This is a genomic window from Pseudomonas oryzihabitans (genome assembly GCF_014522265.1).
Classification (GTDB): Bacteria; Pseudomonadota; Gammaproteobacteria; order Pseudomonadales; family Pseudomonadaceae; genus Chryseomonas; species Chryseomonas aestiva.
Genome location: NZ_CP017024.1, coordinates 4023505 through 4047338, shown reverse-complemented (window position 1 = coordinate 4047338; position 23834 = coordinate 4023505). Strand labels below are relative to the sequence as shown.

Below are 23834 nucleotides of genomic sequence, written 5' to 3'. Positions count from 1 at the left end.
ATAGGCGGGGCCCCGCGCAGGACGATCGGTCAGGCGCTGACGCGTACGGGGCGCAGCACCTCGGCCCGGGCGCGCAACTGGCCACAACCGCCGTCGACATCCTGGCCCGCGGAATTGCGCACCTTGGTGAGCAGGCCGCGGCTGTGCAGGTAACGCACGATCTGCACGATGCGCTCGCCGTCGGGGCGCTGGTAGTCGTCCACTTCCAGGCTGTTGTAGGGAATCAGGTTGAGTACGCCGTACTTGCCCTTCATCAGCCGCAGCAATTCGTCCATCTCTTCCTGGCCGTCGTTGATGCCGGCGAGCAGCGTCCACTGGTACTGGATCGGATAGCCGATCAGCCGGGCATAGGCTTCACCCTGTTCGATCAGCTCACCCGGTTCGTAGCGGGGCGCCTTGGGCAGCAGGCGGGCCCGACGCTCGGCATTGGTGCTGTGCAACGATAGCGCCAATGCCGGCCTGACCGTCTGCTGGGGCAGTCGCTCGAACACCCGCGGATCGCCGACGGTGGAAAACACCAGGTTGCGATGGCCGATACCGCCGGCGGTGCCCAGCAGGTCGATGGCTTCCAGCACGTTGTCCAGGTTGTGCGCCGGCTCGCCCATGCCCATGAAGACCACCTTCTTGACCGCCCTGAGGCGTCGCGCCAGGGCGACCTGGGCGACGATCTCGGCGCTGCCCACCTGGCGCAGCAGGCCGCTCTTGCCAGTCATGCAGAAGACGCAGCCCACCGCGCAGCCGACCTGGGACGACACGCAGAGCCCGTCGCGCGGCAGCAGCACGCTTTCCACCGCCTGGCCATCGCCCAGGGTCACCAGCATCCGCGCCGAACCGTCGGCTCCCGGATGCTCCGAGGTCACCCGGGCCAGGCCTTCCAGCCGCGCGGTCAGTGCCGGGATGGCCTGGCGTACCTCCAGCGGCAGGAAGTTTTCCGCCTGCTGGCGCCGGGTGCCGGTATCCAGGGCCAGTCCCTGGCACCAGGCGCGCAGGATACGGGCACTGTGCTTGGGCTTGGCGCCGGCATCGGCGAGCAACTGGACGACATCGGAAATACGCATGGGAAAAGGGCAGGTCGAGGGCGGCCGGCGATAATAGGACAGGGCAGGGATGCTATCCTAGTCCTTTGCAAGACGAGGACCCGTCATGAAGTTCATCCACCAGCGCGAGCATCTCAACGAGGGCGATCTGGTCGTCATCCAGAGTTCGGGGGTGTGCAACATCCGCCTGATGAACGATGCCAATTTCCGCAGCTTCAAGAACGGCGGCCGCCACTCCTATCACGGCGGCGCCTTCGACACCTTTCCGGCGCGCATCACCGTCCCGAGCACCGGCTTCTGGAACATCACCCTGGACACCGTCACCAAGCGGCCGATCAGCGTTACCCGCAAGCCCGAGATCAAGCACTCGATCAAGATCGTCCGTCGCTCGCCTTCCGAGTTGCGTTGAGACAGCGGTCACCCGTCCCTGGGTGATCCTGCTGGCTATTTCGGCTGCAACTCCAGCAGCCGTGCGTTGGCGCCGTCTTCCAGTACCCAGAGGCTGCCGTTGGGACCTTCCTCGACGTCGCGGATGCGCGTGCCCATGGCATAGCGCTCGACTTCGCGTGCCTCTTCGCCCTTGAGTTCGATCCGCACCAGCGCCTTGGAAGACAGGCCGCCGATGAAGGCATTACCTTTCCAGGCCGGGAAGCGGCTGCCCTCGTAGATCATCAATCCGGCCGGGGAAATCACCGGCGTCCAGGTGATCTTCGGCGGGATGAATTCCGGGCGGGTCGCGTGATCCGGGATCGGCTTGCCGCCATAGTGATCGCCATTGGAGACCTCGGGATAGCCGTAATTGCCGCCGCGCTGGATCAGGTTCAGCTCGTCACCGCCCTGGGGACCCATCTCTTGTTCCCACAAGCGGCCTTGGGCATCGAAGGCGATGCCCAGCGGGTTGCGGTGACCCAGCGACCAGACCTGCGCCGCTACGCCGCCCTGCTGGGCGAAGGGGTTGTCCGCAGGCGTACTACCGTCATCGTTGAGGCGGATGAGCTTGCCCAGGTTGCCGGTCATATCCTGGGCCGGGGTGAATTTCTGCCGCTCACCCGAGGTGATCCACAGCTTGCCGTCCGGGCCGAATCTCATACGATGGCCATAGTGACCATTGCCACTGACCTTGGGGGTCTGCCGCCAGATCACCTTGAGGTCACTGAGCGACCCGCTGCCATCTTCTTTCAAGGTCAGCTTGGCACGGGCCACGGCAGCACCCTGGGTACCGTCTTCGCCGGCTTCGGCGTAGCTCAGGTAGATCAGCTGATTGCTGGCGTATTGCGGATGCAGGATGACATCGCCCAGCCCGCCCTGGCCGGCGGCGACCACCTTGGGCACACCGCCGATGTCCTGCGCCTTGCCAGTCTGCACGTTCAGGTGCTTGAGGACGCCGCCTTTCTCGGTGACCAGCGCCGTGCCGTCCGGGAGAAAGGCGATGGCCCAGGGCGCATCCAGGGTGGCTCGTGACGTCGCGGTGAAGGGCCACTGAGCTTCACTCAGCGCCTGGGGTGCGGCATTGGCGTTCAGGGTGGCGAGACCGAACAGGAGACTGCCGGCGGCTAAGGTAAGGCCTTTCATGGGCACGCGGTCCTCGTCGATGGAAGTCCCTACACCCTAGTAGGGACGCCCGCGAAAAGGGCTGCGTTTTTGTTACCTGAGGCGTCTGCCGGGCTAGTTGTCATACCCCAGATTCGGCGCCAGCCACCGCTCCGTCACCGCTAGCTCCTGGCCCTTGCGCTCGGTGTAGCTGCCTACCTGATCCCGGTCGATCTTGCCCACGGCGAAGTACTGGGCTTCGGGATGGGCGAAGTACCAGCCGCTGACGGCGGCGGCCGGGAACATGGCGTAGTGCTCGGTGAGGAAGACGCCACTGCGACCGGCCTCGTTGAAGCTGGCCTCGGGGTCCAGCAGCTTGAACAGGGTGGCCTTCTCGGTGTGATCGGGGCAGGCCGGATAGCCGGGGGCAGGGCGGATGCCCTTGTACTGCTCGCGGATCAGCGCCTCGTTGTCCAGGGTCTCGTCCGCGGCATAGCCCCAGTGCTCCTTGCGCACCTGCTCGTGCAACCATTCGGCGCAGGCCTCGGCGAGGCGGTCGGCGAGGGCCTTGACCATGATCGAGTTGTAGTCGTCGCCCTTGCGCTCGTAGTTCTTGGCCAGTTCCTCGGCGCCGATGCCGGCGGTGACGATGAAGCCACCCATGTAGTCGGTCACGCCCGTCTCCTTTGGCGCGACGAAGTCGGCCAGGGACAGGTTGGGCTTGCCCTCGGGCTTGATGGTCTGCTGGCGCAGGTGGTGCAGGGTGGCCAGGGGCTGGCCGTCCTCGCCGTAGACTTCCAGGTCGTCGTCACGGACCTGATTGGCCGGCCAGAAGCCGAACACGGCGCGGGCCTTGATCAGCTTCTCGTCGATCAGCTTGCGGAGCATGGCCTGGGCATCGTCGAACAGCGCGGTGGCGGCTTCACCCACCACCTCGTCGCTGAGGATGCGCGGGTACTTGCCGGCCAGGTCCCAGGAGATGAAGAAGGGGGTCCAGTCGATGTACTCGGCCAGCACCGCCAGGTCGATGTCTTCCAGCACCCGGGCACCGGTAAAGGTCGGTTTGGGTGCCTTGTAGCCAAGCCAGTTGAAGGCCGGCTTGTTGGCCACGGCCTTTTCGTAGGACAGGCGTTCGGTGCGGGCGCTGCGGTTGGCGGTGCGCTCACGGACCTCGACGTAGTCGGCGCGAGTGCGCTCGACGAAGCCGGCCTTGAGTTCTTTCGACAGCAGCTGGGTAGCCACGCCCACCGCACGGGAGGCGTCGGTGACATAGACCACGGCATCGTTCTTGTACTGCGGCTCGATCTTGACCGCGGTATGGGCCTTGGAGGTGGTGGCACCGCCGATCATCAGCGGCAGGGTGAAGCCCTGGCGCTGCATTTCCTTGGCGACGTGGACCATCTCGTCCAGCGAGGGGGTGATCAGGCCGGACAGACCAATGATGTCGCACTTCTCGGCGATGGCGGTCTGCAGGATCCTTTCCGCCGGGACCATGACGCCCAGGTCGACGATGTCGTAGCCGTTGCAACCCAGCACCACACCGACGATGTTCTTGCCGATGTCGTGGACGTCGCCCTTGACCGTGGCCATGAGGATCTTGCCCTTGGCCTCGGGCTTGTCGCCTTTTTCCGCCTCGATGAAGGGGATCAGGTGCGCCACCGCCTGCTTCATCACCCGAGCGGACTTGACCACCTGGGGCAGGAACATCTTGCCCGAGCCGAACAGGTCGCCGACCACGTTCATGCCACTCATCAGCGGGCCTTCGATGACCTCGATCGGGCGCGCGCACTGCTGGCGGCACTCCTCGGTGTCCTCGACGATATAGGTGGTGATGCCCTTGACCAGCGCATGCTCCAGTCGCTTGCCTACCGGCAGGCCGCGCCATTCCTCGGTCTCGGCTTCCTTGACCGCGCCGCCGCCCCGGTAGTCGTCGGCGATGGCCAGCAGGGCGTCGGTGCCGGCCGGGGTACGGTTGAGCACCACGTCCTCGACCCGCTCGCGCAGGGCGGCCGGGATCTCGTCATAGATCTCCAGCTGGCCGGCGTTGACGATGCCCATGGTCAGGCCGTTCTGGATGGCGTGGTAGAGGAAGACCGAGTGGATGGCCTCGCGCACCGGGTTGTTGCCGCGGAAGGAGAAGGAGACGTTGGACACGCCGCCCGAGGTCAGGGCGTAGGGCAGGTTGTCGCGGATATAGGCGCAGGCGTTGATGAAGTCGACCGCATAGTTGTTGTGCTCCTCGATCCCGGTCGCCACGGCGAAGATGTTGGGATCGAAGATGATGTCTTCCGGCGGGAAGCCGACCTGGTTGACGAGGATGTCGTAGGAGCGCGCGCAGATCTCGTTCTTGCGCGCCTCGGTGTCGGCCTGGCCATCTTCGTCGAAGGCCATGACCACCACCGCCGCGCCGTATCTCTTGCACAGCCGGGCGTGATGGATGAAGCACTCGACGCCTTCCTTCATGGAGATGGAATTGACGATGCCCTTGCCCTGGATGCACTTGAGACCGGCCTCGATCACCTCCCACTTGGAGGAGTCGATCATGATCGGCACCCGGGAGATGTCCGGCTCGGAGGCGATCAGATTGAGGAAGGTGACCATGGCCGCCTTCGAATCCAGCATGCCCTCGTCCATATTGATGTCGATGACCTGGGCCCCGGCTTCCACCTGCTGCTGCGCCACTTCCAGGGCCTCGGCGTAGTTCTCTTCGCGGATCAGGCGGGCGAACTTGGCCGAGCCGGTGATGTTGGTGCGCTCGCCGACGTTGACGAACAGCGACTCGCGGCTGATGGTGAAGGGCTCCAGGCCGGAGAGGCGGCAGGCCTTGGAGATATTCGGCAGCCGCCGCGGCGCATGGCGGGCGACGGCTTCGGCGATGGCCTGGATATGCGCCGGCGTCGTGCCGCAGCAGCCACCGACGATGTTGAGCAGGCCGCTGGCGGCGAATTCCTCGACCACCGCCGCCATCTGCTCGGGGCTTTCGTCGTATTCGCCGAAGGCATTGGGCAGGCCGGCATTGGGGTGGGCGGAGACGAAGGTGTCGGCCTTGGTTGCCAGCTCCTCGACGTAGGGCCGCAGTTCCTTTGCCCCCAGCGCGCAGTTGAGGCCCACGGAAATCGGCTGGGCATGCCGCACCGAGTTCCAGAAGGCTTCGGTGGTCTGGCCGGAGAGGGTGCGGCCGGAGGCGTCGGTGATGGTGCCGGAGATCATGATCGGCAGCTCGATGCCGACCTCCTCGAACACGCCCTGGACGGCGAAGATCGCGGCCTTGGCGTTGAGGGTGTCGAAGATGGTCTCGATCAGGATGAGGTCGGCGCCACCTTCGATCAGGCCACGGGTGGCCTCGGTGTAGTTCTCCACCAGCACATCGAAGGTGACGTTGCGGTAGCCGGGGTTGTTGACGTCTGGGGAGATGGAGCAGGTCCGACTGGTCGGGCCGAGGACCCCGGCGACGAAGCGTGGCCGATCCGGGGTCTCCAGGGTCTTGGCATCGGCCACCTCGCGGGCGACCCGGGCGCCGGCCAGGTTCAGTTCGTAGGTGATCTCCTCCATGCCGTAGTCGGCCTGGGAGACGCGGGTGGCGTTGAAGGTGTTGGTCTCGAGGATATCGGCGCCGGCGTCCAAATAGGCCTTTTCGATCTCGGCGATGATCCGCGGCTGGGTCAGCAGCAAGAGGTCGTTGTTGCCCTTGACGTCACTTGGCCAGTCGGCAAAGCGCTCGCCGCGGTAGTCCGCTTCTTCCAGCCGATAGCTCTGGATCATGGTGCCCATGCCGCCGTCGAGGATGAGGATGCGCTGCGCAAGGGCGTGGCGGAGGGCGGCGAGGCGAGAGCTGCGATCGGTCATGGGCATTCCACAGAGATGAAGAGACGCTGGACAAAGGGTGGCAGCATAGCAAAAGCCGGCGCCCGCCTCGGTATCGGCAGTGGTCCATGATGAGCAGCGCTCATGAAGGGTCGGCGAGTCTTTCATGCCAGGGATATTTGGCGATCTAGAGCGGCCGGTGGGCAAGCCCTCGAAGTGCTGCTTTACTGACAGATGACCGACGTTTACTGTGCGTCAAAACTGCGTCATGGAAGGTGGCCGTGATTCCTCTGGTGATATGCGACGACTCGAACATGGCGCGCAAGCAGCTGGTTCGCTCCCTGCCCGAAGGCTGGGCGGTATCCATCACCCAGGCCACCCATGGCGAGGAAGCCCTCACGGCGCTGCGCCAGGGTCTGGGCCAGGTGATGCTGCTTGACCTGACCATGCCGATCCTGGATGGCTATGGCACCCTGGCGGCCATCCGCAACGAAGGCCTGGCGGTCAAGGTGATCGTCGTCTCCGGCGACGTCCAGGAGCAGGCGGTGGCCCGGGTACGTGAACTGGGCGCCCTGGACTTCCTGCGCAAGCCCGCCGATCCCGCCGAACTGGCCGCGGTGCTCGCACGCCACGGCCTCTACAGCCCCAATCCGGCGGTGCCGGCGGAGCCCGTCCCGCGCCCCGAGCTGGAGGTCAGTTTCCGCGATGCCTTCCGCGAGGTGGTCAACGTTTCCATGGGCCGTGCGGGGGCGCTGCTGGCCAAGGCGCTGAACGTCTTCGTCCAGCTGCCGATTCCCAACGTCAATATCCTGGAAGTCAGCGAGCTGCACATGACGCTGGTGGACGCCCAGCGTGAGGATCGCCTCAGTGCGGTCTGCCAGGGCTACATCGGCGAGGGCATCGCCGGCGAGGCGCTGCTGATCTTCCATGATTCCGAACTCGACGACATGGCCCAGCTGGTGCGCTGGCGCGAGGCGGGGGAGTCCGGCGACATCGAGATGCTGCTGGACCTGTCGAGCATCATCATCGGCGCCTGCCTGGCCGGCATCGCCGAACAGTTCGACATCCGCTTTTCCCAGGGCCACCCGACCATCCTCGGTCACCATGCGTCCATCGACGAACTCATCGTCGTCAACAAGACGCGCTGGAAGAAGACCCTGGCGGTCGAACTCAGCTACAGCCTGGAAGGCCATAACGTCCACTTCGATCTGCTGCTGCTGTTCACCGAGGATTCGGTGAAGCGCATCACCCGCAAGATCGGCTACCTGATGAGTTGAGCATGGCCGCACAGATCGATATCAACGAACTCCACTGGTTGCTGGACATCGTGCAGAACATCGATGTCGGCGTGGTGGTGCTGGATCTCGACTACCGTATCGAGGTCTGGAACAGCTTCATGGAAAACCATTCCGGGCGGATCCTCAGCGAGGTCAGCCAGCAGTCGCTGTTCGCCGTCTTCGCCGAGATCGACGAAGCCTGGTTTCGCGCCAAGGCCGAGAGCGTGGTGCTGCTGGGCACCCGGGCCTTTTCCATCTGGGAACAGCGACCCTACCTGGTCCACTTCAAGAGCTACCAGCCGATCACCGGCGTGGAAGCCTTCATGTACCAGAACGTGACCCTGCTGCCGCTACGGGATTCCACCGGGGCCATCGCCCATATCTGCGTGGTGATCTACGACGTCACCGATGTCGCCATCAACAAGCGGCAACTGGAGCTTTCCAACGACAAGCTGCAGGAGCTGTCGCGCACCGATCGCCTCACCGGGCTGGCCAATCGCGGTTACTGGGAAGAGCGGCTCACCGAGGAATTCGCCCGCCACCAGCGCTATGGCGGCCGCCTGGCGCTGATGATGCTCGACATCGACCACTTCAAGCGCATCAACGATACCCACGGCCACGCCGTGGGTGACCAGGCGATCAAGGCGCTGGCCGGGGTGATCAAGACCCATGTGCGCAATGCCGACATCGCCGGGCGCTACGGTGGCGAGGAATTCGGCGTGGTGCTGCTCGACACCGGCGTGGAAGGCGCGCGGCTGCTCGCCGAGCGCCTGCGCGAGGCAGTGGAGGCCATGCGTCTCGATATGCTGGGAACACCCATCGCCTTCACCATCAGTATCGGCCTTACCGATCTGTCGGTGCCCCTGGGCAATCACGAGCAGATGATCCAGCAGGCGGACAAGGCGCTCTACGAGTCCAAGCACGCCGGGCGCAACCGGGTGACCAGTTTCGTGCAGCGGCTCGATTGAGTCGATTATCCGACTGTTTCACTAGGGCTTTCGTCGCGGGGTGGGGTGGCGTAAACTTGGGACACCTGTTGAGGAGTGACCATGAGCGCCATCACGATTACCGACGCGGCTCAGGATTACCTGGCCGACCTGTTGGAAAAGCAGAACACCCCCGGGATCGGTATCCGCATCTTCATTACCCAGCCCGGCACCCAGTACGCCGAGACCTGCATCGCCTATTGCAAGCCTGGCGAAGAGAAGCCCGATGATCAGCCCGTAGGGTTGAAGAGCTTTACCGCCTACCTCGATGCCATCAGCCAGCCCTTCCTCGAAGATGCCCTGGTGGACTACGCCACCGACCGTATGGGTGGCCAGCTGACCATCAAGGCGCCCAATGCCAAGGTGCCCATGGTCAACGAGGACAGCCCGCTCAACGAGCGTGTCGACTACTACCTGCAGACCGAGATCAATCCGGGGCTCGCCAGCCACGGTGGCATGGTCAGCCTGGTGGACATCGTCGATGACAACGTGGCCGTGCTGCGTTTCGGCGGTGGTTGCCAGGGCTGTGGCCAGGTCGATCTGACCCTCAAGGATGGCGTCGAGCGCACCCTGCTGGAACGGATCCCCGAGCTCACCGCCGTGCGCGACGTGACCGACCATACCAACCGCGAAAACGCCTACTACTAGAGATAGCGCGTTTTGCGGGTACGAAGGGCTATCGACCGGTTCGATAGCCCTTCGGCGTTTCAGTGGCGCGCGGCGTCAGCCGGCAGGGCCATCAGGCGCTGTTCCTGCGCCCAGTCGAAGACCTCGCCGCGGGATTCCGCCTCGTGACGACGCTCGTCCAGTCGCTGATAGAGCGCCAGCTCTTCGTCCGGCATGAAGTGCAGGCAATCGCCGCCAAAGAACCACAGCAGGTCGCGTGGTACCCGGTGGGCGATCTGCGGATAGCGGCTGAAGACCTGGCTGAGCAGGTCCTGGCCGAGATAGGCGTATTCTTCGGGCGCCTGCGGCAGGCCGGCGACCAGTTCGTCGAAGCGGTCGAGGAACAGCGCGTGATTTTCCGACGGCACCTGCTCGGCCGTGCCGACGTCGGCCAGGAGCGCACGCAACTGGGCGAGGAGGGCAACGTGGTGGTCGAGATAGGAAGTGGCCATGGGTGTCTCCTGAAAAAGCGGCTGCGCAGTATAGGGGCACTGTCCGACGTTGTCTGGTTCGACTAGGATCGAACCTTTGCCCTCTGCCGGGGTTATAGGAAGTAGCACTTTTCTTTGCGAATCAGTTCTTGCCGGGAGGCACATGAGTCTAGCTCTCTCCATTCGCGGTCTGACCAAGACCTACAACAACGGCTTCACCGCCCTCAAGGGCATCGACCTCGATGTGGTCGAAGGTGATTTCTTCGCACTGCTCGGTCCGAACGGAGCGGGCAAGTCGACCACCATCGGCATCCTCTCGACCCTGGTCAACAAGTCGGGCGGTGAGGTGTCGGTGTTCGGCAACGACCTGGACAAGGATCCGGCGGGCCTCAAGCGCTGCCTCGGCGTGGTGCCCCAGGAATTCAATTTCAACCAGTTCGAGAAAGCCTTCGACATCGTGGTGACCCAGGCGGGCTACTACGGCATCCCGGCACGCATCGCCGGTGAACGCGCCGAGGAGTACCTGACGCAGCTCGGGCTGTGGGACAAGCGCGATACGCCGTCGCGCATGCTCTCCGGCGGCATGAAGCGCCGTCTGATGATCGCCCGCGCCCTGATCCACAAGCCGCGCCTGCTGATCCTCGACGAACCCACCGCCGGGGTCGACATCGAGTTGCGCCGCTCCATGTGGAGCTTCCTCACCGAGCTGAACAAGCAGGGGACCAGCATCATCCTCACCACCCACTACCTGGAAGAGGCCGAGCACCTCTGCCGCAACATCGCCATCATCGACCATGGCGAGCTGGTCGAGCACACCAGCATGCGCAAGCTGCTGCAGAAGCTCAACGTCGAGACCTTCATCGTCGACGTGGTCCAGCCGTTGACGGCAGCGCCGCAGCTGGACGGCTATCCGGCCAAGCTGTTGGGCGATCACTCCTTCGAGGTGCAGATCGACAAGGCCAGTGGGGTCAACGCCCTGTTCCGCCAGCTGGACGCCGCCGGCATCCAGGTGCAGAGCCTGAGAAACAAAGCCAATCGCCTGGAGGAGCTGTTCGTCTCCCTGGTGGAAAAGAATCTAGCCAAGGTCGCCCGATGAGTACCGAATTCCAAGCCAACATGGTGGCGCTGCGGACCATCGTCCATCGCGAAGTGCGCCGCTTCACCCGCATCTGGGCGCAGACGCTGCTGCCCCCGGCGATCACCATGGTCCTGTACTTCGTGATCTTCGGTAATCTGATCGGCAATCGCATCGGTGGCATGGGGGGCTTCACCTACATGCAGTACATTGTGCCGGGCCTGATCATGATGTCGGTGATCACCAACGCCTACAGCAACGTGGTCTCCAGCTTCTTCAGCAGCAAGTTCCAGCGCTCGGTGGAAGAACTGCTGGTCTCGCCTGTGTCGCCGCACGTCATCCTCATCGGCTATGCCATGGGCGGCATCCTGCGCGGCCTGGCCGTGGCCGCCATCGTCAGCGTGCTGTCGCTGTTCTTCACCCACATGCAGGTGCACCACCTGGGCATCATGCTGCTGGTGATCATCCTCACTGCAGCGATCTTCGCCCTGGGCGGCTTCATCAACGCCGTCTACGCGCGCAACTTCGACGACATCTCCATCGTGCCGACCTTCGTGCTGACGCCGCTGACCTACCTGGGCGGGGTCTTCTACTCCATCGACCTGCTGCCGGCCTTCTGGCAGAAGGTGTCTTTGATCAATCCGATCCTGCACATGGTCAACGCCTTCCGCTATGGCATCCTCGGGGTGTCCGACATCCGCATCGGGGTGGCGATCGCCTTCATGCTGTTCGCCGTGGTCGTGCTTTATCTGGTCAGCATCCGCCTGCTCGTGAGCGGGCGCGGCATGCGTCATTGAGTGTCAGAGCTTCATGCATAGCGTAGAACAATCGCCCTTGGGCAAAAGCACCGAGTACGTCAGCCAGTACGCGCCGACGCTGCTGTATCCGATCCCGCGCGCGCCCAAGTGGGCGGAGCTGGGCCTGGACGGGCAGGACCTGCCGTTTCACGGGGTGGACGTCTGGACCTGTTACGAGCTGTCCTGGCTGCTGCCGTCCGGCAAGCCGGTGGTGGCCATTGGCGAATTCGCCATCCCGGCCGATTCGCCGAACATCATCGAGTCCAAGTCCTTCAAGCTGTACCTCAACTCCCTGAACCAGTCGATGTTCGCCAGCCTGGCCGAGCTCGAAGCCGTACTGGTCAAAGATCTGAGCGCCGCAGCCGGCGGTACCGTCGGTGTCAGTCTGGTATCCCTGGATGACTGGACGGCACGGGGTGTGCGACGCCCCGCTGGCCAGTGCGTCGACGATCTGGATATCAGCCTGGATCGCTACGCCCACCCGCAGGTTGAACTGTTGAGCGTGAGTGAGGCGCGGGATAGTCAGAGGTTTTACAGCCACCTGCTCAAGTCGAACTGCCCGGTCACCGGCCAGCCGGACTGGGGCACGGTGGTGATCGACTATGAAGAGGGGTTGGCGCTGGACCCGGCCAGTCTGCTGCGCTACCTGGTCGCCTTCCGCCAGCATGCGGATTTCCACGAGCAGTGCGTCGAGCGCATCTATCTGGATCTGTGGCGGCTGCTCAAGCCGGCGAAGCTGACCGTGTTCGCCCGCTATGTGCGGCGTGGCGGACTGGACATCAATCCCTACCGGAGCAGTGACGCCATCCAGCCCGCCGTGGAACGTTACGTCCGGCAGTGATCAGATGCCCATGCTGCTCAGGCTGTTCATGATCGAGCGGAGCGTGCCGGCCATGGTCGGGTGACTGACCTCGAACCGCTCCACCGCCAGATTGACGCCTTCCACCAGGCTGCCATCCCGGGTATGGGTGGCGTCTTCGTTGGCCAGCTGGAATTCGATGTCCCGGATCAGCAGTTCCAGTTCTTCCCGGTCCTCGGGCGAGGCGGGCGGATCCTGGTCCAGCTGGTGGCGGAGGTGGTCGAGTTGTTCCTGCAGATGAGAGGTGGTCATAAGGCGTTTCTCCTGTGTTCGGATTCTTTGACCGCAACCTTGGGTCAAAGATCGAGTCACAGCGCCGGGCCCTAAGCCAAACTGGCAAAGCTATGACTATAATCGGCGCCTTTCAGGCGTCTGAGTGCAACGAGGAGAGAAGCGATGACGGTCGAGCGACGTGGTTCCAGGGTTTGGGGAGCGCTCCTTGCAACGGCCCTGACGTTTGCCGGTCAGGCGATGGCGGCCGAAGCCGAGAATCCCGATCCCTGGGAAGGCTTCAACCGCAAGATCTTCGTGTTCAACGATACCCTGGATACCTATGCCCTCAAGCCGGTCGCCCAGGGCTATCAGCGCTTCACGCCCGGCTTCGTGCAGACCGGCGTGAGCAACTTCTTCAACAACCTGGGTGACGTGCGCAACCTGGCCAACGATCTGCTGCAGGGCAAGGTCGAGCACGCCGGGGTCGATACCGCGCGCCTGCTGATGAACACCACCCTGGGTGGCCTCGGCCTGGTCGACGTGGCGACCAAGGCCGGTCTGCAGCGCAACGACGAGGATTTCGGCCAGACCCTGGGCAAGTGGGGCGCCAACAGCGGTCCCTACCTGGTGTTGCCATTCTTCGGTCCCAGCAGCGTGCGTGACGGCCTTGGCCGCATTCCGGACAGCTACACCAGCGCCTATCCCTATGTCGACGATGTCGCCGTGCGCAACAGCGCCTTCGCCCTCAGCACCGTCGACACCCGGGCCGGTCTGCTGCAGGCCGAGCGCCTGATCACCGGCGACAAGTATGTTTTCATCCGCAATGCCTACCTGCAGACCCGCGAATTCAAGGTCAAGGATGGCCAGGTGGTCGACGACTTCTAGTCGCCGTCCAATAAAAAAGGCAGCCTACGGGCTGCCTTTTTTATTGGGGATCGGAGCCTCTAGCGCATTTCCAGTACGGACAGGCCGAGCAGCTGCTTGCCAGAGTCCGTCGCCTGGACGCGCAGGACCTCGGTATCGGCTTCCAGGCCGGGGAGTTCGGCATGGCTGGAGGGGATAAGCACGGTCACCTTGTCGCCGATCTGCAGGCTGGTGGCGGCCTCGATCTGGAAGCCGGTGCTGGACAGATCGACGCAACGCGCCTCGAAGGAGGCGTCGCCGACCTTCAATAAGGCCTTGGAGTCGACATGCATGCGAATGAAGTCGCGCTTTTCACTGTAAGAACGGTCGATGGTACTCATGGCAATCCTACTGCTTGGGAGGATGGATGACGGGTTGCTGGAGGTATAAACTCCATAACGGCACCCTGTAAAGAAATTCCATCCGGTTGGCAAGCTTGAACGCCCCGGTGGATGGGAGTAGTGTCTCCGCCGTGTCGTAATCACCGTGGCCCGTGTCGGATAGTGTCCGCCGGTTTGCCGTTCGGGTGCATGCCTGGATCCTCTATGTCTAATTCGCCTGCCACGCTCTTGATCATTGACGATGACGAGGTGGTTCGCCTCAGTCTCGCCGACTATCTCGAAGACAGTGGCTTCAACGTCCTGCAGGCCAGCAATGGTCAGCAGGGCCTGGAAATATTCGAGCGCGAACAGCCCGACCTCATCATCTGCGACCTGCGCATGCCGCAGGTCGACGGGCTGACGCTGCTGCGCCGCATCAGCGAGTTGTCCATCGATACGCCCGTGCTGGTGCTGTCCGGCGCCGGCGTCATGAGCGACGTCGTGGAAGCCCTGCGCCTGGGCGCCGCCGATTACCTGATCAAGCCGCTGGAAGACCTGATGGTGCTCGAGCACTCGGTCAACCGTGCCTTGGATCGCGCTCGTCTGCGTCTGGAAAACGATCGCTACCGGGTCAAGCTGGAAAACACCAATCGCGAGCTGCAGGCCAGCCTGAGCCTGCTGCAGGAAGATCAGAACGCCGGACGCCACGTGCAGATGAACATGCTGCCAGTGACGCCCTGGGAAACCGAAGGGCTGAACTTCGCCCACGAGATCATTCCGTCGCTGTATCTGTCCGGCGACTTTGTCGACTACTTTCGCATCGACGAACACCGTGTTGCCTTCTACCTGGCCGACGTCTCCGGCCATGGCGCGTCCTCGGCCTTCGTGACCGTGCTGCTCAAGTTCATGACCACGCGCCTGCTCTACGAGTCCAAGCGCAACGGCACCCTGCCCGAATTCAAGCCCTCGGATGTGCTCGGCCACATCAACAGGGGTCTACTGGATTGCAAATTGGGCAAGCACGTGACCATGCTGGGTGGCGTCATCGACGAAACCACGGGTACCCTGGCGTACAGCATCGGTGGCCATCTGCCGCTGCCGGTCCTGCATACCCCGGAAGAAACGCGATTCCTGGTCGGCAAGGGGCTGCCGGTCGGCCTGTTCCAGGAGGCGACCTACAATGACCACCAGATGGATCTGCCCGAGCGTTTCAGCCTGACCCTCTTTTCGGATGGCATCTTCGACCTGCTGCCGGGAGACAATTTGAAAGAGAAAGAACACAGCTTGCCCGACTACGTCCGCCGCGCCGGCGGTACACTGGCAGGCCTGAGCGAAGCCCTGGATCTGGCATCCGTCACCGAGATGCCCGACGATATCGCTTTGCTGGTGTTGAGCAGGAACCTGGCATGAGCACCGGAAAAATCCAATTTGCCGAGCAGGATGGCACCTTCGTCCTGAAGTTTACCGGCGAGGTGCGTCTCACCCTGTGCTCGGCGCTGGACGCGACCATCGAACACATCTTCTCGTCGTTGAATTTCTCGTCCATCGTCATCGACCTGACCGAGACGCAGAGTATCGACAGCACCACCCTGGGCCTCCTGGCCAAGCTGTCGATCCTGTCGCGGCAGCGCATCGGGCTGCTGCCCATGCTGACCACCAACAACCCGGACATCCTGCGCCTGCTGGATTCCATGGGTTTCGATCAGGTGTTCAACATCGTCGAGACCGTACTGCCTTGCCCGGATTGCCTGACCGACCTTCCACCGCAGGACCAGTCCGAAGCCGAGGTGCGCAGTCGCGTGCTTGAAGCCCATCGGGTGTTGATGGGCCTCAATGAATCCAACCGCAATGCCTTTCGCGATCTGGTCAGTGCCCTCGAAAGGCACTGACCGAATGATCCCTTAGCGCTTGCCGGGCAGCAGCACTTCCAGCTTTTCCTGATCCCGCGCGAACTGGCGAATGCCTTCAGCCAGCTTTTCGGTGGCCATGGCGTCTTCGTTGTGCGCCCAGCGGAAGGCGGCCTCGTTCAGCTGCTGCTTGGGCTCGCCACCGGTGCTGTCGGCGTTCAGCACGCGCGGCAGGTCGCCCTGGGCTTCCGACAGCTGCTGCAGCAATTCGGGGCTGATGGTCAGGCGATCACAGCCGGCCAGCTGCTCGATCTGGTTCAGGTTGCGGAAGCTGGCACCCATCACCACGGTGTCGTAGCCATTGGCCTTGTAGTACTGGTAGATGCGGGTCACGGACTTCACGCCCGGATCTTCCGCGCCTTCGTAGTCACGGCCTTCGGCCTTCTTGTACCAGTCGTAGATGCGACCGACGAAGGGCGAGATCAGGAATACGCCCGCTTCGGCGCAGGCGGCGGCCTGGGCGAAGGAGAACAGCAGGGTCAGGTTGGTCTGGATGCCTTCCTTCTCCAGTTGCTCGGCGGCGCGGATGCCTTCCCAGGTGGAAGCGATCTTGATCAGCACGCGGTCCTTGCCGATGCCGGCCTTCTCGTACAGCTCGATCAGGCGATGGGCGCGATCCAGGGTGGCGGCGGTGTTGAACGACAGGCGCGCGTCCACCTCGGTGGAGATGCGACCGGGGATCAGCTTGAGAATCTCGCCACCGACGGCCACGGCGAAGCGATCGCAGGCCAGACCGATGTCACCCTTGGCGCCGCTGAAGGCAGCCTGCAGGTGTTCTTCGTAGCGGGGCAGGGCAGCGGCCTTGAGCAGCAGCGAGGGGTTGGTGGTGGCGTCGTAGGGCTTGAGGCGGGCGATGGCGTCCAGATCGCCGGTATCGGCGACGACCGTGGTGTATTGCTTGAGTTGTTCCAGCTTGCTCATGGCAGGTCTTTCCTTCGGTTAACGAATGGACATCGTGGAGACGTGACTCAGTGGCCCCTGAGAAGTTCAGTGGCCTCGTCATACAGGCGCAGCGGTTCAGGGCTGCGATGCAGATCGGTGGACAGCAGTTGACGGAAGCGCCGCGCGCCGGGAAAGCCCTGCGCCAGGCCCAGGATATGGCGGGTGACGTGATGGATGAGCCCACCCTGTTGCAGATGCGCCTCGACATAGGGCCGCAGCTGCAGCATGACCTCATGGCGGGTCAGTTGCGGGCGGTCGCAGCCGTAGAGTGTCGCGTCCACTTCCGCCAGTAGGTAGGGATTCTGATAGGCCTCGCGACCCAGCATCACCCCGTCGAAGACTTCCAGCTGCTCGCGGCAGGTGTCCAGGGTCTTGATCCCGCCATTCAAGATGAATTCGAGATCCGGAAAATCCTGCACCAGCCGCGCGGCCACGTCGTAGCGCAGCGGCGGGATCTCGCGATTCTGCTTGGGCGACAGCCCTTCGAGGATGGCGATGCGCGCGTGCACGGTAAAGCTGCGGCAACCGGCCTCGGCGACCTGGCCGACGAAGTCCCGCAGGGCCTCGTAGCTGTCGCGCCCGGAGATGCCGATGCGGTGCTTGACCGTCACCGGGATAGCCACGGCATCGCGCATTGCCTTGACGCTGTCGGCCACCCGCTCGGGATAGGCCATCAGGCAGGCGCCGATCATGTTGTTCTGCACCCGGTCGCTGGGGCAGCCGACATTCAGGTTGATCTCGTCATACCCCGCCTGCTCACCCAACCGCGCCGCGGCGGCCAGCTCGGCCGGCACGCTGCCGCCTAGCTGCAGCGCCAGGGGATGCTCGGTCTCGTCATGGCGCAGAAAGCGCTGGGCATCGCCATGCAACAGGGCACCGGTGGTGACCATCTCCGTATAGAGCAGGGCATGCTGGGACAGCAAACGATGGAAATAGCGGCAATGGCGGTCCGTCCAATCCATCATGGGCGCCACGGAGAAGCGGCGGGACGGCTCAGGGCGCGTGGTTGCTGGGTTTGAGGCGGTTTCGGCAAGCATCTCGGTACGTCTGTGTGGAGCTGGTTTGCTACCTTTCAGCCGCTTCAGTAGAGCTGTAGCTGCAAGGTCGCAAGCGTAAGGAGCATGAGTTGAATCGGAAGGGGAACGCTAACGTCTCACTGCCAAAAAACGGCAGAACAAGCGTAGAAATCCGGGTCTGCAGCATGCTGGAGTTCAGGGTTGAGTCTATCAGGAAAGCCAGGCATCCGATTGGAAGCGGACCCTTTAAGTATCGATGAGAAAGTGAGATATGGCGCGTGTCCAGAGCACAACGTGGGCTTCCTCAATTCCAACTACAAGCTCTACGCCGACGTCTCGAACCGGGTGGTGCGGACCATCCAGGGGATGGTGCTGGACGTGGAGGCGTATTCGATCAACAAGTGCTGGGCGGACCTCATCGGCCTGCTTGGCGTCCTGGGGCTGGACCGTAAGAGCCTGACGCGAGTGCATATGCCCATCGGCGTCGGGATATCCAGCACCCGAACGCTGGCGCTGGTGAGCATCCAGACCGGGCAGCATGAGCTGGAGGAGCGCCGCTACTACCGCAGCCTGTGTATCCCGCTCGCGCACCCTATCGATTACACCCGCCTCCTGGTGCAGGTCGTTCTGGCCGGCTTGGACCCCATTTATCGCGAGGGCTACGCCTACTCGAAGTGCGCCGGGGTGCTGGGCAGCATCGTGCAGACGGACGAGTTCACGCCGGATCTCTTCGCCCCGGCCTGGCAGGGGCGGCCCAGCGAGCGGATGCGGGTGGTGGACCGGATCAATGCGCGATACGGGCGGGCGGCGCTACACGTGGGGCGGGTGCCCGCCGATCCGGGGTGGCAGATGCGGCGGGAGCTGTTGTCGCGGGGGTATATGACAAGGTGGGGGGGAGTTACCGCAGGCTGGCTAGATTATGCAATCTAATCCGCTATGATTGGTTAATAACAATTTGCCTGTTAGGAAAGTGCGAGCATGGAAGGTTCTGCTGACATTGAAAAACCACCCCGCCGAATCATCGAATTTGGGGCAATTATAACGACTCTTACACTTGTCACGTATGCTCTGGGCTATCTAAAGCTAGCAGTCCTATATGCGGTTCTGGATTGCACGTGGGTTCTTAGGTTTCATGGGCCACAAGACTTTATAGCGAATGGCGCTGTTGGGGTGGCAGCGGCGTTTGTCTCGGCAGTAATATTTAGCTTTACAAAATGGCGAGAGAATTCGCTTCAGAATGCTCAGGTTATCCTAGGGTTGATAGGGTTGGTCTCCCTCTTGATCGCTGGCGGGCTTTCGAAATTATTCTCCAAATCGTCAGTGTTTTTTGACCCCGTAATGGAGGTGTTCCCTTACGTTTATATGGGGCCAATATTTTATGATTTATTTTTTTCCATATATGAGAAGCGTGAGGCGAAGAATCTTTCAATTTACTTCATGGGGGTTCCTGTTCTACTTTTTGTATTAATTTATATAGCTACAGATTCGAAATATAAGGAAGTTGCTAAAGGGCTGGGTTCTACTTATATGGTGTCTAGGCTCTCTGGAGCTGATAAATCAATATTGGTGGGCTCTGTGAATGGTAAGTATTTGGTACTGCCTTGCGAACCTCGCCAAAGGTTTTCCATTATTGATCCAGGTAGTGAGTGGGTTGTTTCTCCATTGGCTAGTGCCTCGGACTGTCAGCCTGCTCTACCGCGTTAGGTAGCCAGGTCAGTTTCTTTCAGCTTTTTCCACTCCCTTTCCACGGCCCGCTTCGCCGTCGCCTTGGTGGCGTACAGGTGCCTGAGCCGCCGCGGCTTGCTCTGGTCGCCCTCGGTGAGGGTGTGCTCCTTGCCGGTCTCGGGATCTCGGTAGTAGGCGATGATGCCGGTGTAGTCGCCCTGGATCTCGTCGACCAGGTCGGCGACCAGGTCTTCCGGCAGCTTGGCTTCCAGCTCGAGGCGCGTGGTGTAGCCGCCGTCCGCCGTGAGACTGTGCTGCACGTTCCCGCCGTACCAGATGATGGCGTCGATCTCGGCCTTCACACCCTGCAGGGTGTAGGCGGGTTCGGGCATGAGCTTCGGTCGGGCCAGGGCGAGCGGGTAGGCAAGGGTGGCGGTAGTGCGCGGAAAATGTCGTGTGGCGTAGGCTGAAAGGGGACTCTGGCGAGACGCAGCAAGTTGAGGACTGGAAACGCTACGGCCTTGTGCCCGCCGATCCGGTGGTAGATGCGGCGGGAGCTGCTGTCGGGGGGTATACGACGCGGTCGGGGAGTTGCCGCGGACAGGTTGGAAGGCCGTCGATCAGATCGAGCGCTGATTGACCCGCGCTGAAAGTGCTTCTGCGCTCTCCTTGCGCTCGGAGTAGCGATCAACCAGGTAGGCGTCCCGGCCTCTGGTGAGAAGCGTGAATTTCATCAGCTCCTCCATGACGTCCACCACCCGGTCGTAGTAGGCCGAGGGTTTCATGCGACCCGCTTCGTCGAATTCCAGGAACGCCTTGGGGACCGATGACTGGTTGGGGATGGTCACCATGCGCATCCAGCGGCCGAGGATCCGCAGCTGGTTCACCGTGTTGAACGACTGGGATCCGCCACTGACCTGCATGACAGCGAGCGTCTTGCCTTGGGTAGGACGTACCGCGCCCAGCGTGAGCGGAATCCAGTCGATCTGCGCCTTGAATACCGCTGACATCGAGCCATGGCGCTCGGGGGAGCACCACACCTGCCCTTCGGACCAGAGCACCAGATCGCGAAGCTCCTGAACCTTGGGATGCTCTACCGGCGCGTCGTCAGGCAGCGGCAGGCCGGTTGGATTGAAGACTGCCGTCTCGGCGCCCATGAGCTGCAGGATTCGGGCTGCTTCCTCAACCAGCAGCCGGCTGAAGGAGCGCTCCCGATTCGATCCGTACAGCAGCAGGATGCGCGGCTTGTGCTGAAGCTGTTCCGGCTCGGAGAGCTTATCGACGGTAGGGACGTCGAATAGCGATTCGTCCAGGTTGGGGCTGGTTTCGAGAGTGGCGCTCATTGGATCTCTCCGATCTCATCGAGCGCCTGCTTCAGTTGCGCTGGGCTCAATGCGTTCGGGTCTAGACGGAAAAAGGCGTCCAGTCTTCTGCGGATCTGAGCCACCGTTGCATCGAACGCGGCCTGGACCTGGTCATTATTGCCGACAACGTCAGAAGGATCCGCCAAGCCCCAGTGGCTTTTTATCGAGGGACCAAAGAAGACCGGACAGGGCTCGCCTCCCGCCTTGTCACAGACCGTGATGATGATGTCTGGCGGGTTGCCTTCAAAGGTCTCGGACCCTTTGCTGTAGAGGCCGGAAGTATCGATGCCCAGGCCCTCCAGCGTCTGGACCGCGATAGGGTTCAACCGTCCGCTGGGAAAGCTGCCTGAGCTCACGGCAGAGCAGCCAGCAGGTGCAAGGTGGTTGAAGAGACCTTCAGACAGAACGCTGCGGCAGCTATTGGCCGTGCACATAAAGAGGACTTTCATGGCTTCTCCTACGGATGAATGCTGAGGCGCACGGCCAGGGCGGCGAGGGTGGCGATCAGGATGGGAAAGGTGAGCACGCAGCCCACTCGGAAGTAGTAGCCCCAGGTGATGCGGATGCCTTTCTGGGCCAGGACGTGGAGCCAGAGCAGGGTGGCCAGGCTGCCGATCGGCGTGATCTTCGGACCCAGATCGCACCCGATGACGTTGGCGTAGATCATGGCCTGCTGGACGACCCCGCTGGCCTCACCGCCCTGGATGGACAGGGCGCCGATCAAGACGCTGGGCATGTTGTTCATGATCGAGGAGAGCAGCGCAGCGGTGAGGCCGGTGCCCAGGGTTGCCGACCACAGGCCATGACTGGCGAAGGTGTTGAGCAGGGAGGAAAGGGCCTCGGTGAGCCCCGCATTGCGCAGGCCGTAGATCACCAGGTACATGCCCAGCGAGAAGAGCACGACCTGCCAGGGGGCCTTGGCGAGTACCTGGCGTGTGGAGATGACCGATCCCTTGCCGGCGATGATGAGCAGCACAGCTGCACAGACCGCTGCCACTGCACTGATCGGAATCCCGAGCGGCTCCAGGGCGAATAGCCCGACCAGGAGGAAACCCAGGATCCACCATCCCGCCTGGAAGGTAGCGCGATCGCGAATGGCGTTCTGCGGCTGTTCGAGCGCGTGCGGGTCGTAAGACGCCGGGATGTCCTTGCGGTAGAACAGCCACAGCATCAATAGCGTCGCGGCGACGCTGACGATATTGACCGGCCACATGATCGAGGCGTATTCGCCGAAGTCGATCTGAAAGAAGTCAGCGGAAACGATGTTGACCAGGTTGGACACCACCAGTGGGAGGCTGGCCGTATCGGCGATGAAGCCCGCAGCCATGACGAAGGCAAGCGTCGAGGCCGGACTGAAGCGCAGCGCTACCAGCATGGCGATCACGATGGGTGTCAGGATGAGGGCTGCGCCGTCGTTGGCGAACAGGGCGGACACGACGGCGCCCAGCAGGATCATGTAGGCGAACAGCCTGCCTGATTTGCCGCGTCCCCAGCGGGCGACATGGAGCGCTGTCCACTCGAAAAAGCCCGCTTCATCCAGTACCAGGCTGATGATGATCACGGCGATGAAGGTAGCCGTCGCATTCCAGACGATGTTCCAGACAACAGGGACGTCGGCCAGGCTGACGGTGCCCGTCAGTAGCGCCAGTACCGCACCGCCCGCTGCGCTCCAGCCCACGCCAAGCCCTCTTGGTTGCCAGATCACCAGTACCAGGGTCAGAAGGAAGATCGATGCAGCAATCAGCATGACGCGGTCTCCACCGCGCCTGGCGGGCAGCAAGCAGCCTGCCTGGTAGGCCGGCTGTCCATTGCGGCGAGGCGATCCATCTGAGGCTGTACCCACGGCAGGTTTGCCCCGAGCGTCAGCTCCAGAACCTCCCGGGCCCAGGCAGGCAATTGGGGGTGCAGCCGGTAGTAGATCCACTGTCCTTCGCGCCGATCCTCAAGCAATCCGCAGGCGCGTAGCTGCGCAAGGTGGCGTGAGACTTTCGGCTGGCTGTCGTCGAGCGCGTGGATGAGTTCGCACACGCACAATTCCGCTTCGGCGCAGAGCATGAGCATGATGCGCCCGCGCGTATCGTCAGCGAGACATTTGAAGAAGCTGGTGGGGGACATAGCCAGAGCCTTGAATATATGAAAATCCGCATATGCGAAAATACATATGTATCAACTGGCGGTCTAGCTTCCGGCAGCTTGGCTTCCAGCTCGAGGCGGAATTGGGTAGCCGCCGTCCGCGGTGAAGCGGTGCTGCACGCTTCCTCCGTACTAGATTCTCGGCCTTCACGCCCTTGCAGGGTGTAGGTGAGTTCGGGCATGAGCTCAGGGCGGCCCAGGGCGAGTTGGTAGGCGTAGGTGTGGCCCAGGTCCTTCACGTTGTCGCCACCGCCGGCAATGGCCTCCTGCTTTTTAGCGCTGTAGATGTCGTGGAAGAAGGCCCGCAAGGCGTCGTAGCTCTCGCGAGCAGCCCTGCAGTTACCGTGCTGGTCGTCGTCTTCGTAGATCAGGCTAGCGCCTTCTGTTCTTTCGAAAATCCTGACAGGGCCAGGTAGGCCACACCTGCCATGATCGCTACGTCCGCGAGGTTGAAGACGCCTGTGTGGAGTGAGCCCAGGTTCAGGACCAGGTAGTCGACAACGTGGCCATCGCGAAAGAATCGATCGATGAGATTCGAACCGCCTCCAAGAGCGATCAGGTACAGAGCCGCCGAGCGACCTGGGGACTGCTGCCAACGCGAGAGCGCCCAGTAGCTGACGCCTGCGACAGCTGCCAGCGCGCAAAGGAAAATCACTGATTTCACTGTCGATGGCAGATCCTGACCGATGCTGAGGAAGGCGCCAGGATTCCGACTCAGGACCACATCCATCCATAGGCTGGAGGTGCCAAGCCGATAGGAAATTGCGGCAAGCTGAGCCAACGCAGCGAGCTTAATCAGTTGGTCTATCGCTACAAAAGCCAGTCCCGCCCCTGCGATGGCCCAAAGGGTCCAAGTGCTCCGCTTCATCCAAATCTCCATCTATCTACGTTAGCTGGCGGCATGATCGC

Annotated in this window: 25 protein-coding genes and 1 pseudogene; 12 read left to right on the top strand and 14 right to left on the bottom strand. The window is 62.5% G+C overall.

Annotated features, from left to right (window positions below):
• Nucleotides 1-29: 29 nt before the first annotated feature.
• Nucleotides 30-1058 carry an RNA methyltransferase gene (locus BGI51_RS18775; RefSeq protein WP_187979321.1) on the bottom strand — a complete coding sequence of 343 codons (1029 nt, stop codon included), beginning with the start codon at nucleotides 1056-1058 and terminating at the stop codon, nucleotides 30-32.
• Nucleotides 1059-1143: 85 nt separating this feature from the next.
• On the opposite strand from BGI51_RS18775, the gene BGI51_RS18770 reads away from it, so the two are divergent.
• Nucleotides 1144-1446: a DUF1883 domain-containing protein gene (locus BGI51_RS18770; protein ID WP_133863084.1), complete on the top strand. Its 303-nt coding sequence runs from the start codon at nucleotides 1144-1146 to the stop codon at nucleotides 1444-1446.
• A 35-nt stretch (nucleotides 1447-1481) separates the two neighbouring features.
• On the opposite strand, the gene BGI51_RS18765 is transcribed toward BGI51_RS18770, so the two are convergent.
• Together BGI51_RS18765 and metH are read right to left on the bottom strand one after the other, a co-directional pair.
• On the bottom strand, nucleotides 1482-2609 hold the full coding sequence (locus BGI51_RS18765) for a PQQ-dependent sugar dehydrogenase (RefSeq protein ID WP_187979320.1): 1128 nt from the start codon (nucleotides 2607-2609) through the stop codon (nucleotides 1482-1484).
• 93 nt (nucleotides 2610-2702) lie between these two features.
• Nucleotides 2703-6413, bottom strand: a complete 3711-nt coding sequence (metH, locus tag BGI51_RS18760; RefSeq protein WP_187979319.1) for a methionine synthase — start codon at nucleotides 6411-6413, stop codon at nucleotides 2703-2705.
• A 233-nt stretch (nucleotides 6414-6646) separates the two neighbouring features.
• Here metH and BGI51_RS18755 point away from each other — a divergent pair, with 233 nt between their 5' ends.
• The 3 genes from BGI51_RS18755 (at nucleotide 6647) to nfuA (ending at nucleotide 9282) form a co-directional block, all read left to right on the top strand.
• Nucleotides 6647-7648, top strand: coding sequence for a response regulator (locus tag BGI51_RS18755; protein ID WP_133863081.1), 1002 nt, complete (start codon nucleotides 6647-6649; stop codon nucleotides 7646-7648).
• Between the two features lie 2 nt (nucleotides 7649-7650).
• The gene (locus tag BGI51_RS18750; protein ID WP_187979318.1) at nucleotides 7651-8616 is read left to right on the top strand and encodes a sensor domain-containing diguanylate cyclase; all 966 of its coding nucleotides are present in this window, start codon (nucleotides 7651-7653) and stop codon (nucleotides 8614-8616) included.
• Between the two features lie 81 nt (nucleotides 8617-8697).
• A complete protein-coding gene (nfuA, locus tag BGI51_RS18745) occupies nucleotides 8698-9282 on the top strand; it encodes a Fe-S biogenesis protein NfuA (RefSeq protein ID WP_133863080.1) in 585 nt (194 codons plus the stop codon).
• A 59-nt stretch (nucleotides 9283-9341) separates the two neighbouring features.
• On the opposite strand, the gene BGI51_RS18740 is transcribed toward nfuA, so the two are convergent.
• Nucleotides 9342-9752 (bottom strand): PA2817 family protein, encoded by a 411-nt coding sequence (locus tag BGI51_RS18740; RefSeq protein WP_187979317.1) that lies wholly within the window; start codon nucleotides 9750-9752, stop codon nucleotides 9342-9344.
• A 142-nt stretch (nucleotides 9753-9894) separates the two neighbouring features.
• Between BGI51_RS18740 and BGI51_RS18735 the strand changes: the two genes are divergently transcribed.
• Genes BGI51_RS18735 through queF form a run of 3 tightly spaced genes read left to right on the top strand, consistent with a single transcriptional unit; the run spans nucleotide 9895 to nucleotide 12444 of the window.
• Nucleotides 9895-10827: an ABC transporter ATP-binding protein gene (locus tag BGI51_RS18735; RefSeq protein WP_133863078.1), complete on the top strand. Its 933-nt coding sequence runs from the start codon at nucleotides 9895-9897 to the stop codon at nucleotides 10825-10827.
• Nucleotides 10824-11603: an ABC transporter permease gene (locus BGI51_RS18730; protein ID WP_133863077.1), complete on the top strand. Its 780-nt coding sequence runs from the start codon at nucleotides 10824-10826 to the stop codon at nucleotides 11601-11603. Before BGI51_RS18735 ends, BGI51_RS18730 begins: the two co-directional genes overlap by 4 nt.
• Nucleotides 11604-11616: 13 nt before the next feature.
• Complete coding sequence (gene queF, locus BGI51_RS18725) at nucleotides 11617-12444, top strand: NADPH-dependent 7-cyano-7-deazaguanine reductase QueF (protein ID WP_187979316.1); 828 nt, start codon at nucleotides 11617-11619, stop codon at nucleotides 12442-12444.
• On the opposite strand, the gene BGI51_RS18720 is transcribed toward queF, so the two are convergent.
• Entirely contained in the window at nucleotides 12445-12714 is a 270-nt protein-coding gene (locus BGI51_RS18720) for a DUF4404 family protein (protein ID WP_007158392.1), read from the bottom strand. It abuts the gene before it with no gap.
• A gap of 219 nt (nucleotides 12715-12933) precedes the next feature.
• On the opposite strand from BGI51_RS18720, the gene BGI51_RS18715 reads away from it, so the two are divergent.
• Nucleotides 12934-13560, top strand: a complete 627-nt coding sequence (locus tag BGI51_RS18715) for an MlaA family lipoprotein (protein ID WP_273861521.1) — start codon at nucleotides 12934-12936, stop codon at nucleotides 13558-13560.
• A gap of 59 nt (nucleotides 13561-13619) precedes the next feature.
• On the opposite strand, the gene BGI51_RS18710 is transcribed toward BGI51_RS18715, so the two are convergent.
• Entirely contained in the window at nucleotides 13620-13919 is a 300-nt protein-coding gene (locus BGI51_RS18710) for a PilZ domain-containing protein (protein WP_187979315.1), read from the bottom strand.
• 204 nt (nucleotides 13920-14123) lie between these two features.
• Between BGI51_RS18710 and rssB the strand changes: the two genes are divergently transcribed.
• A complete protein-coding gene (rssB, locus tag BGI51_RS18705) occupies nucleotides 14124-15308 on the top strand; it encodes a two-component system response regulator RssB (RefSeq protein WP_133861614.1) in 1185 nt (394 codons plus the stop codon).
• Entirely contained in the window at nucleotides 15305-15787 is a 483-nt protein-coding gene (gene rssC / locus BGI51_RS18700) for an anti-sigma factor antagonist RssC (RefSeq protein ID WP_007158388.1), read from the top strand. Before rssB ends, rssC begins: the two co-directional genes overlap by 4 nt.
• Nucleotides 15788-15799: 12 nt before the next feature.
• Here the strand turns inward: rssC and tal are convergent, their stop codons facing one another.
• Nucleotides 15800-16726, bottom strand: a complete 927-nt coding sequence (gene tal / locus BGI51_RS18695; RefSeq protein ID WP_187979314.1) for a transaldolase — start codon at nucleotides 16724-16726, stop codon at nucleotides 15800-15802.
• Between the two features lie 47 nt (nucleotides 16727-16773).
• Nucleotides 16774-17784 (bottom strand): tRNA dihydrouridine(20/20a) synthase DusA, encoded by a 1011-nt coding sequence (gene dusA, locus BGI51_RS18690; RefSeq protein WP_187979313.1) that lies wholly within the window; start codon nucleotides 17782-17784, stop codon nucleotides 16774-16776.
• Between the two features lie 243 nt (nucleotides 17785-18027).
• On the opposite strand from dusA, the gene BGI51_RS18685 reads away from it, so the two are divergent.
• Together BGI51_RS18685 and BGI51_RS18680 are read left to right on the top strand one after the other, a co-directional pair.
• Nucleotides 18028-18693 (top strand): DUF4113 domain-containing protein, encoded by a 666-nt coding sequence (locus tag BGI51_RS18685; RefSeq protein ID WP_337960392.1) that lies wholly within the window; start codon nucleotides 18028-18030, stop codon nucleotides 18691-18693.
• Nucleotides 18694-18741: 48 nt separating this feature from the next.
• Nucleotides 18742-19467 carry a hypothetical protein gene (locus BGI51_RS18680; protein WP_187979311.1) on the top strand — a complete coding sequence of 242 codons (726 nt, stop codon included), beginning with the start codon at nucleotides 18742-18744 and terminating at the stop codon, nucleotides 19465-19467.
• Here the strand turns inward: BGI51_RS18680 and BGI51_RS18675 are convergent.
• The 6 genes and pseudogenes from BGI51_RS18675 to lspA form a co-directional block, all read right to left on the bottom strand.
• Nucleotides 19464-19919 (bottom strand): annotated as a pseudogene (locus BGI51_RS18675) (phage late control D family protein); the annotation flags it as partial. The gene BGI51_RS18680 and the pseudogene BGI51_RS18675 sit on opposite strands and share 4 nt — an antisense overlap.
• 129 nt (nucleotides 19920-20048) lie before the next feature.
• Entirely contained in the window at nucleotides 20049-20771 is a 723-nt protein-coding gene (arsH, locus tag BGI51_RS18670; protein WP_187979310.1) for an arsenical resistance protein ArsH, read from the bottom strand.
• Entirely contained in the window at nucleotides 20768-21241 is a 474-nt protein-coding gene (locus BGI51_RS18665) for an arsenate reductase ArsC (RefSeq protein ID WP_187979309.1), read from the bottom strand. Before BGI51_RS18665 ends, arsH begins: the two co-directional genes overlap by 4 nt.
• An 8-nt stretch (nucleotides 21242-21249) precedes the next feature.
• The gene (locus tag BGI51_RS18660; protein WP_187979308.1) at nucleotides 21250-22539 is read right to left on the bottom strand and encodes an arsenic transporter; all 1290 of its coding nucleotides are present in this window, start codon (nucleotides 22537-22539) and stop codon (nucleotides 21250-21252) included.
• A complete protein-coding gene (locus BGI51_RS18655; RefSeq protein WP_437179411.1) occupies nucleotides 22533-22907 on the bottom strand; it encodes a metalloregulator ArsR/SmtB family transcription factor in 375 nt (124 codons plus the stop codon). The genes BGI51_RS18660 and BGI51_RS18655 overlap by 7 nt, the downstream gene beginning before the upstream one ends.
• A 385-nt stretch (nucleotides 22908-23292) precedes the next feature.
• Nucleotides 23293-23793 (bottom strand): signal peptidase II, encoded by a 501-nt coding sequence (gene lspA, locus BGI51_RS18650; protein WP_252977127.1) that lies wholly within the window; start codon nucleotides 23791-23793, stop codon nucleotides 23293-23295.
• Nucleotides 23794-23834 lie beyond the last annotated feature (41 nt).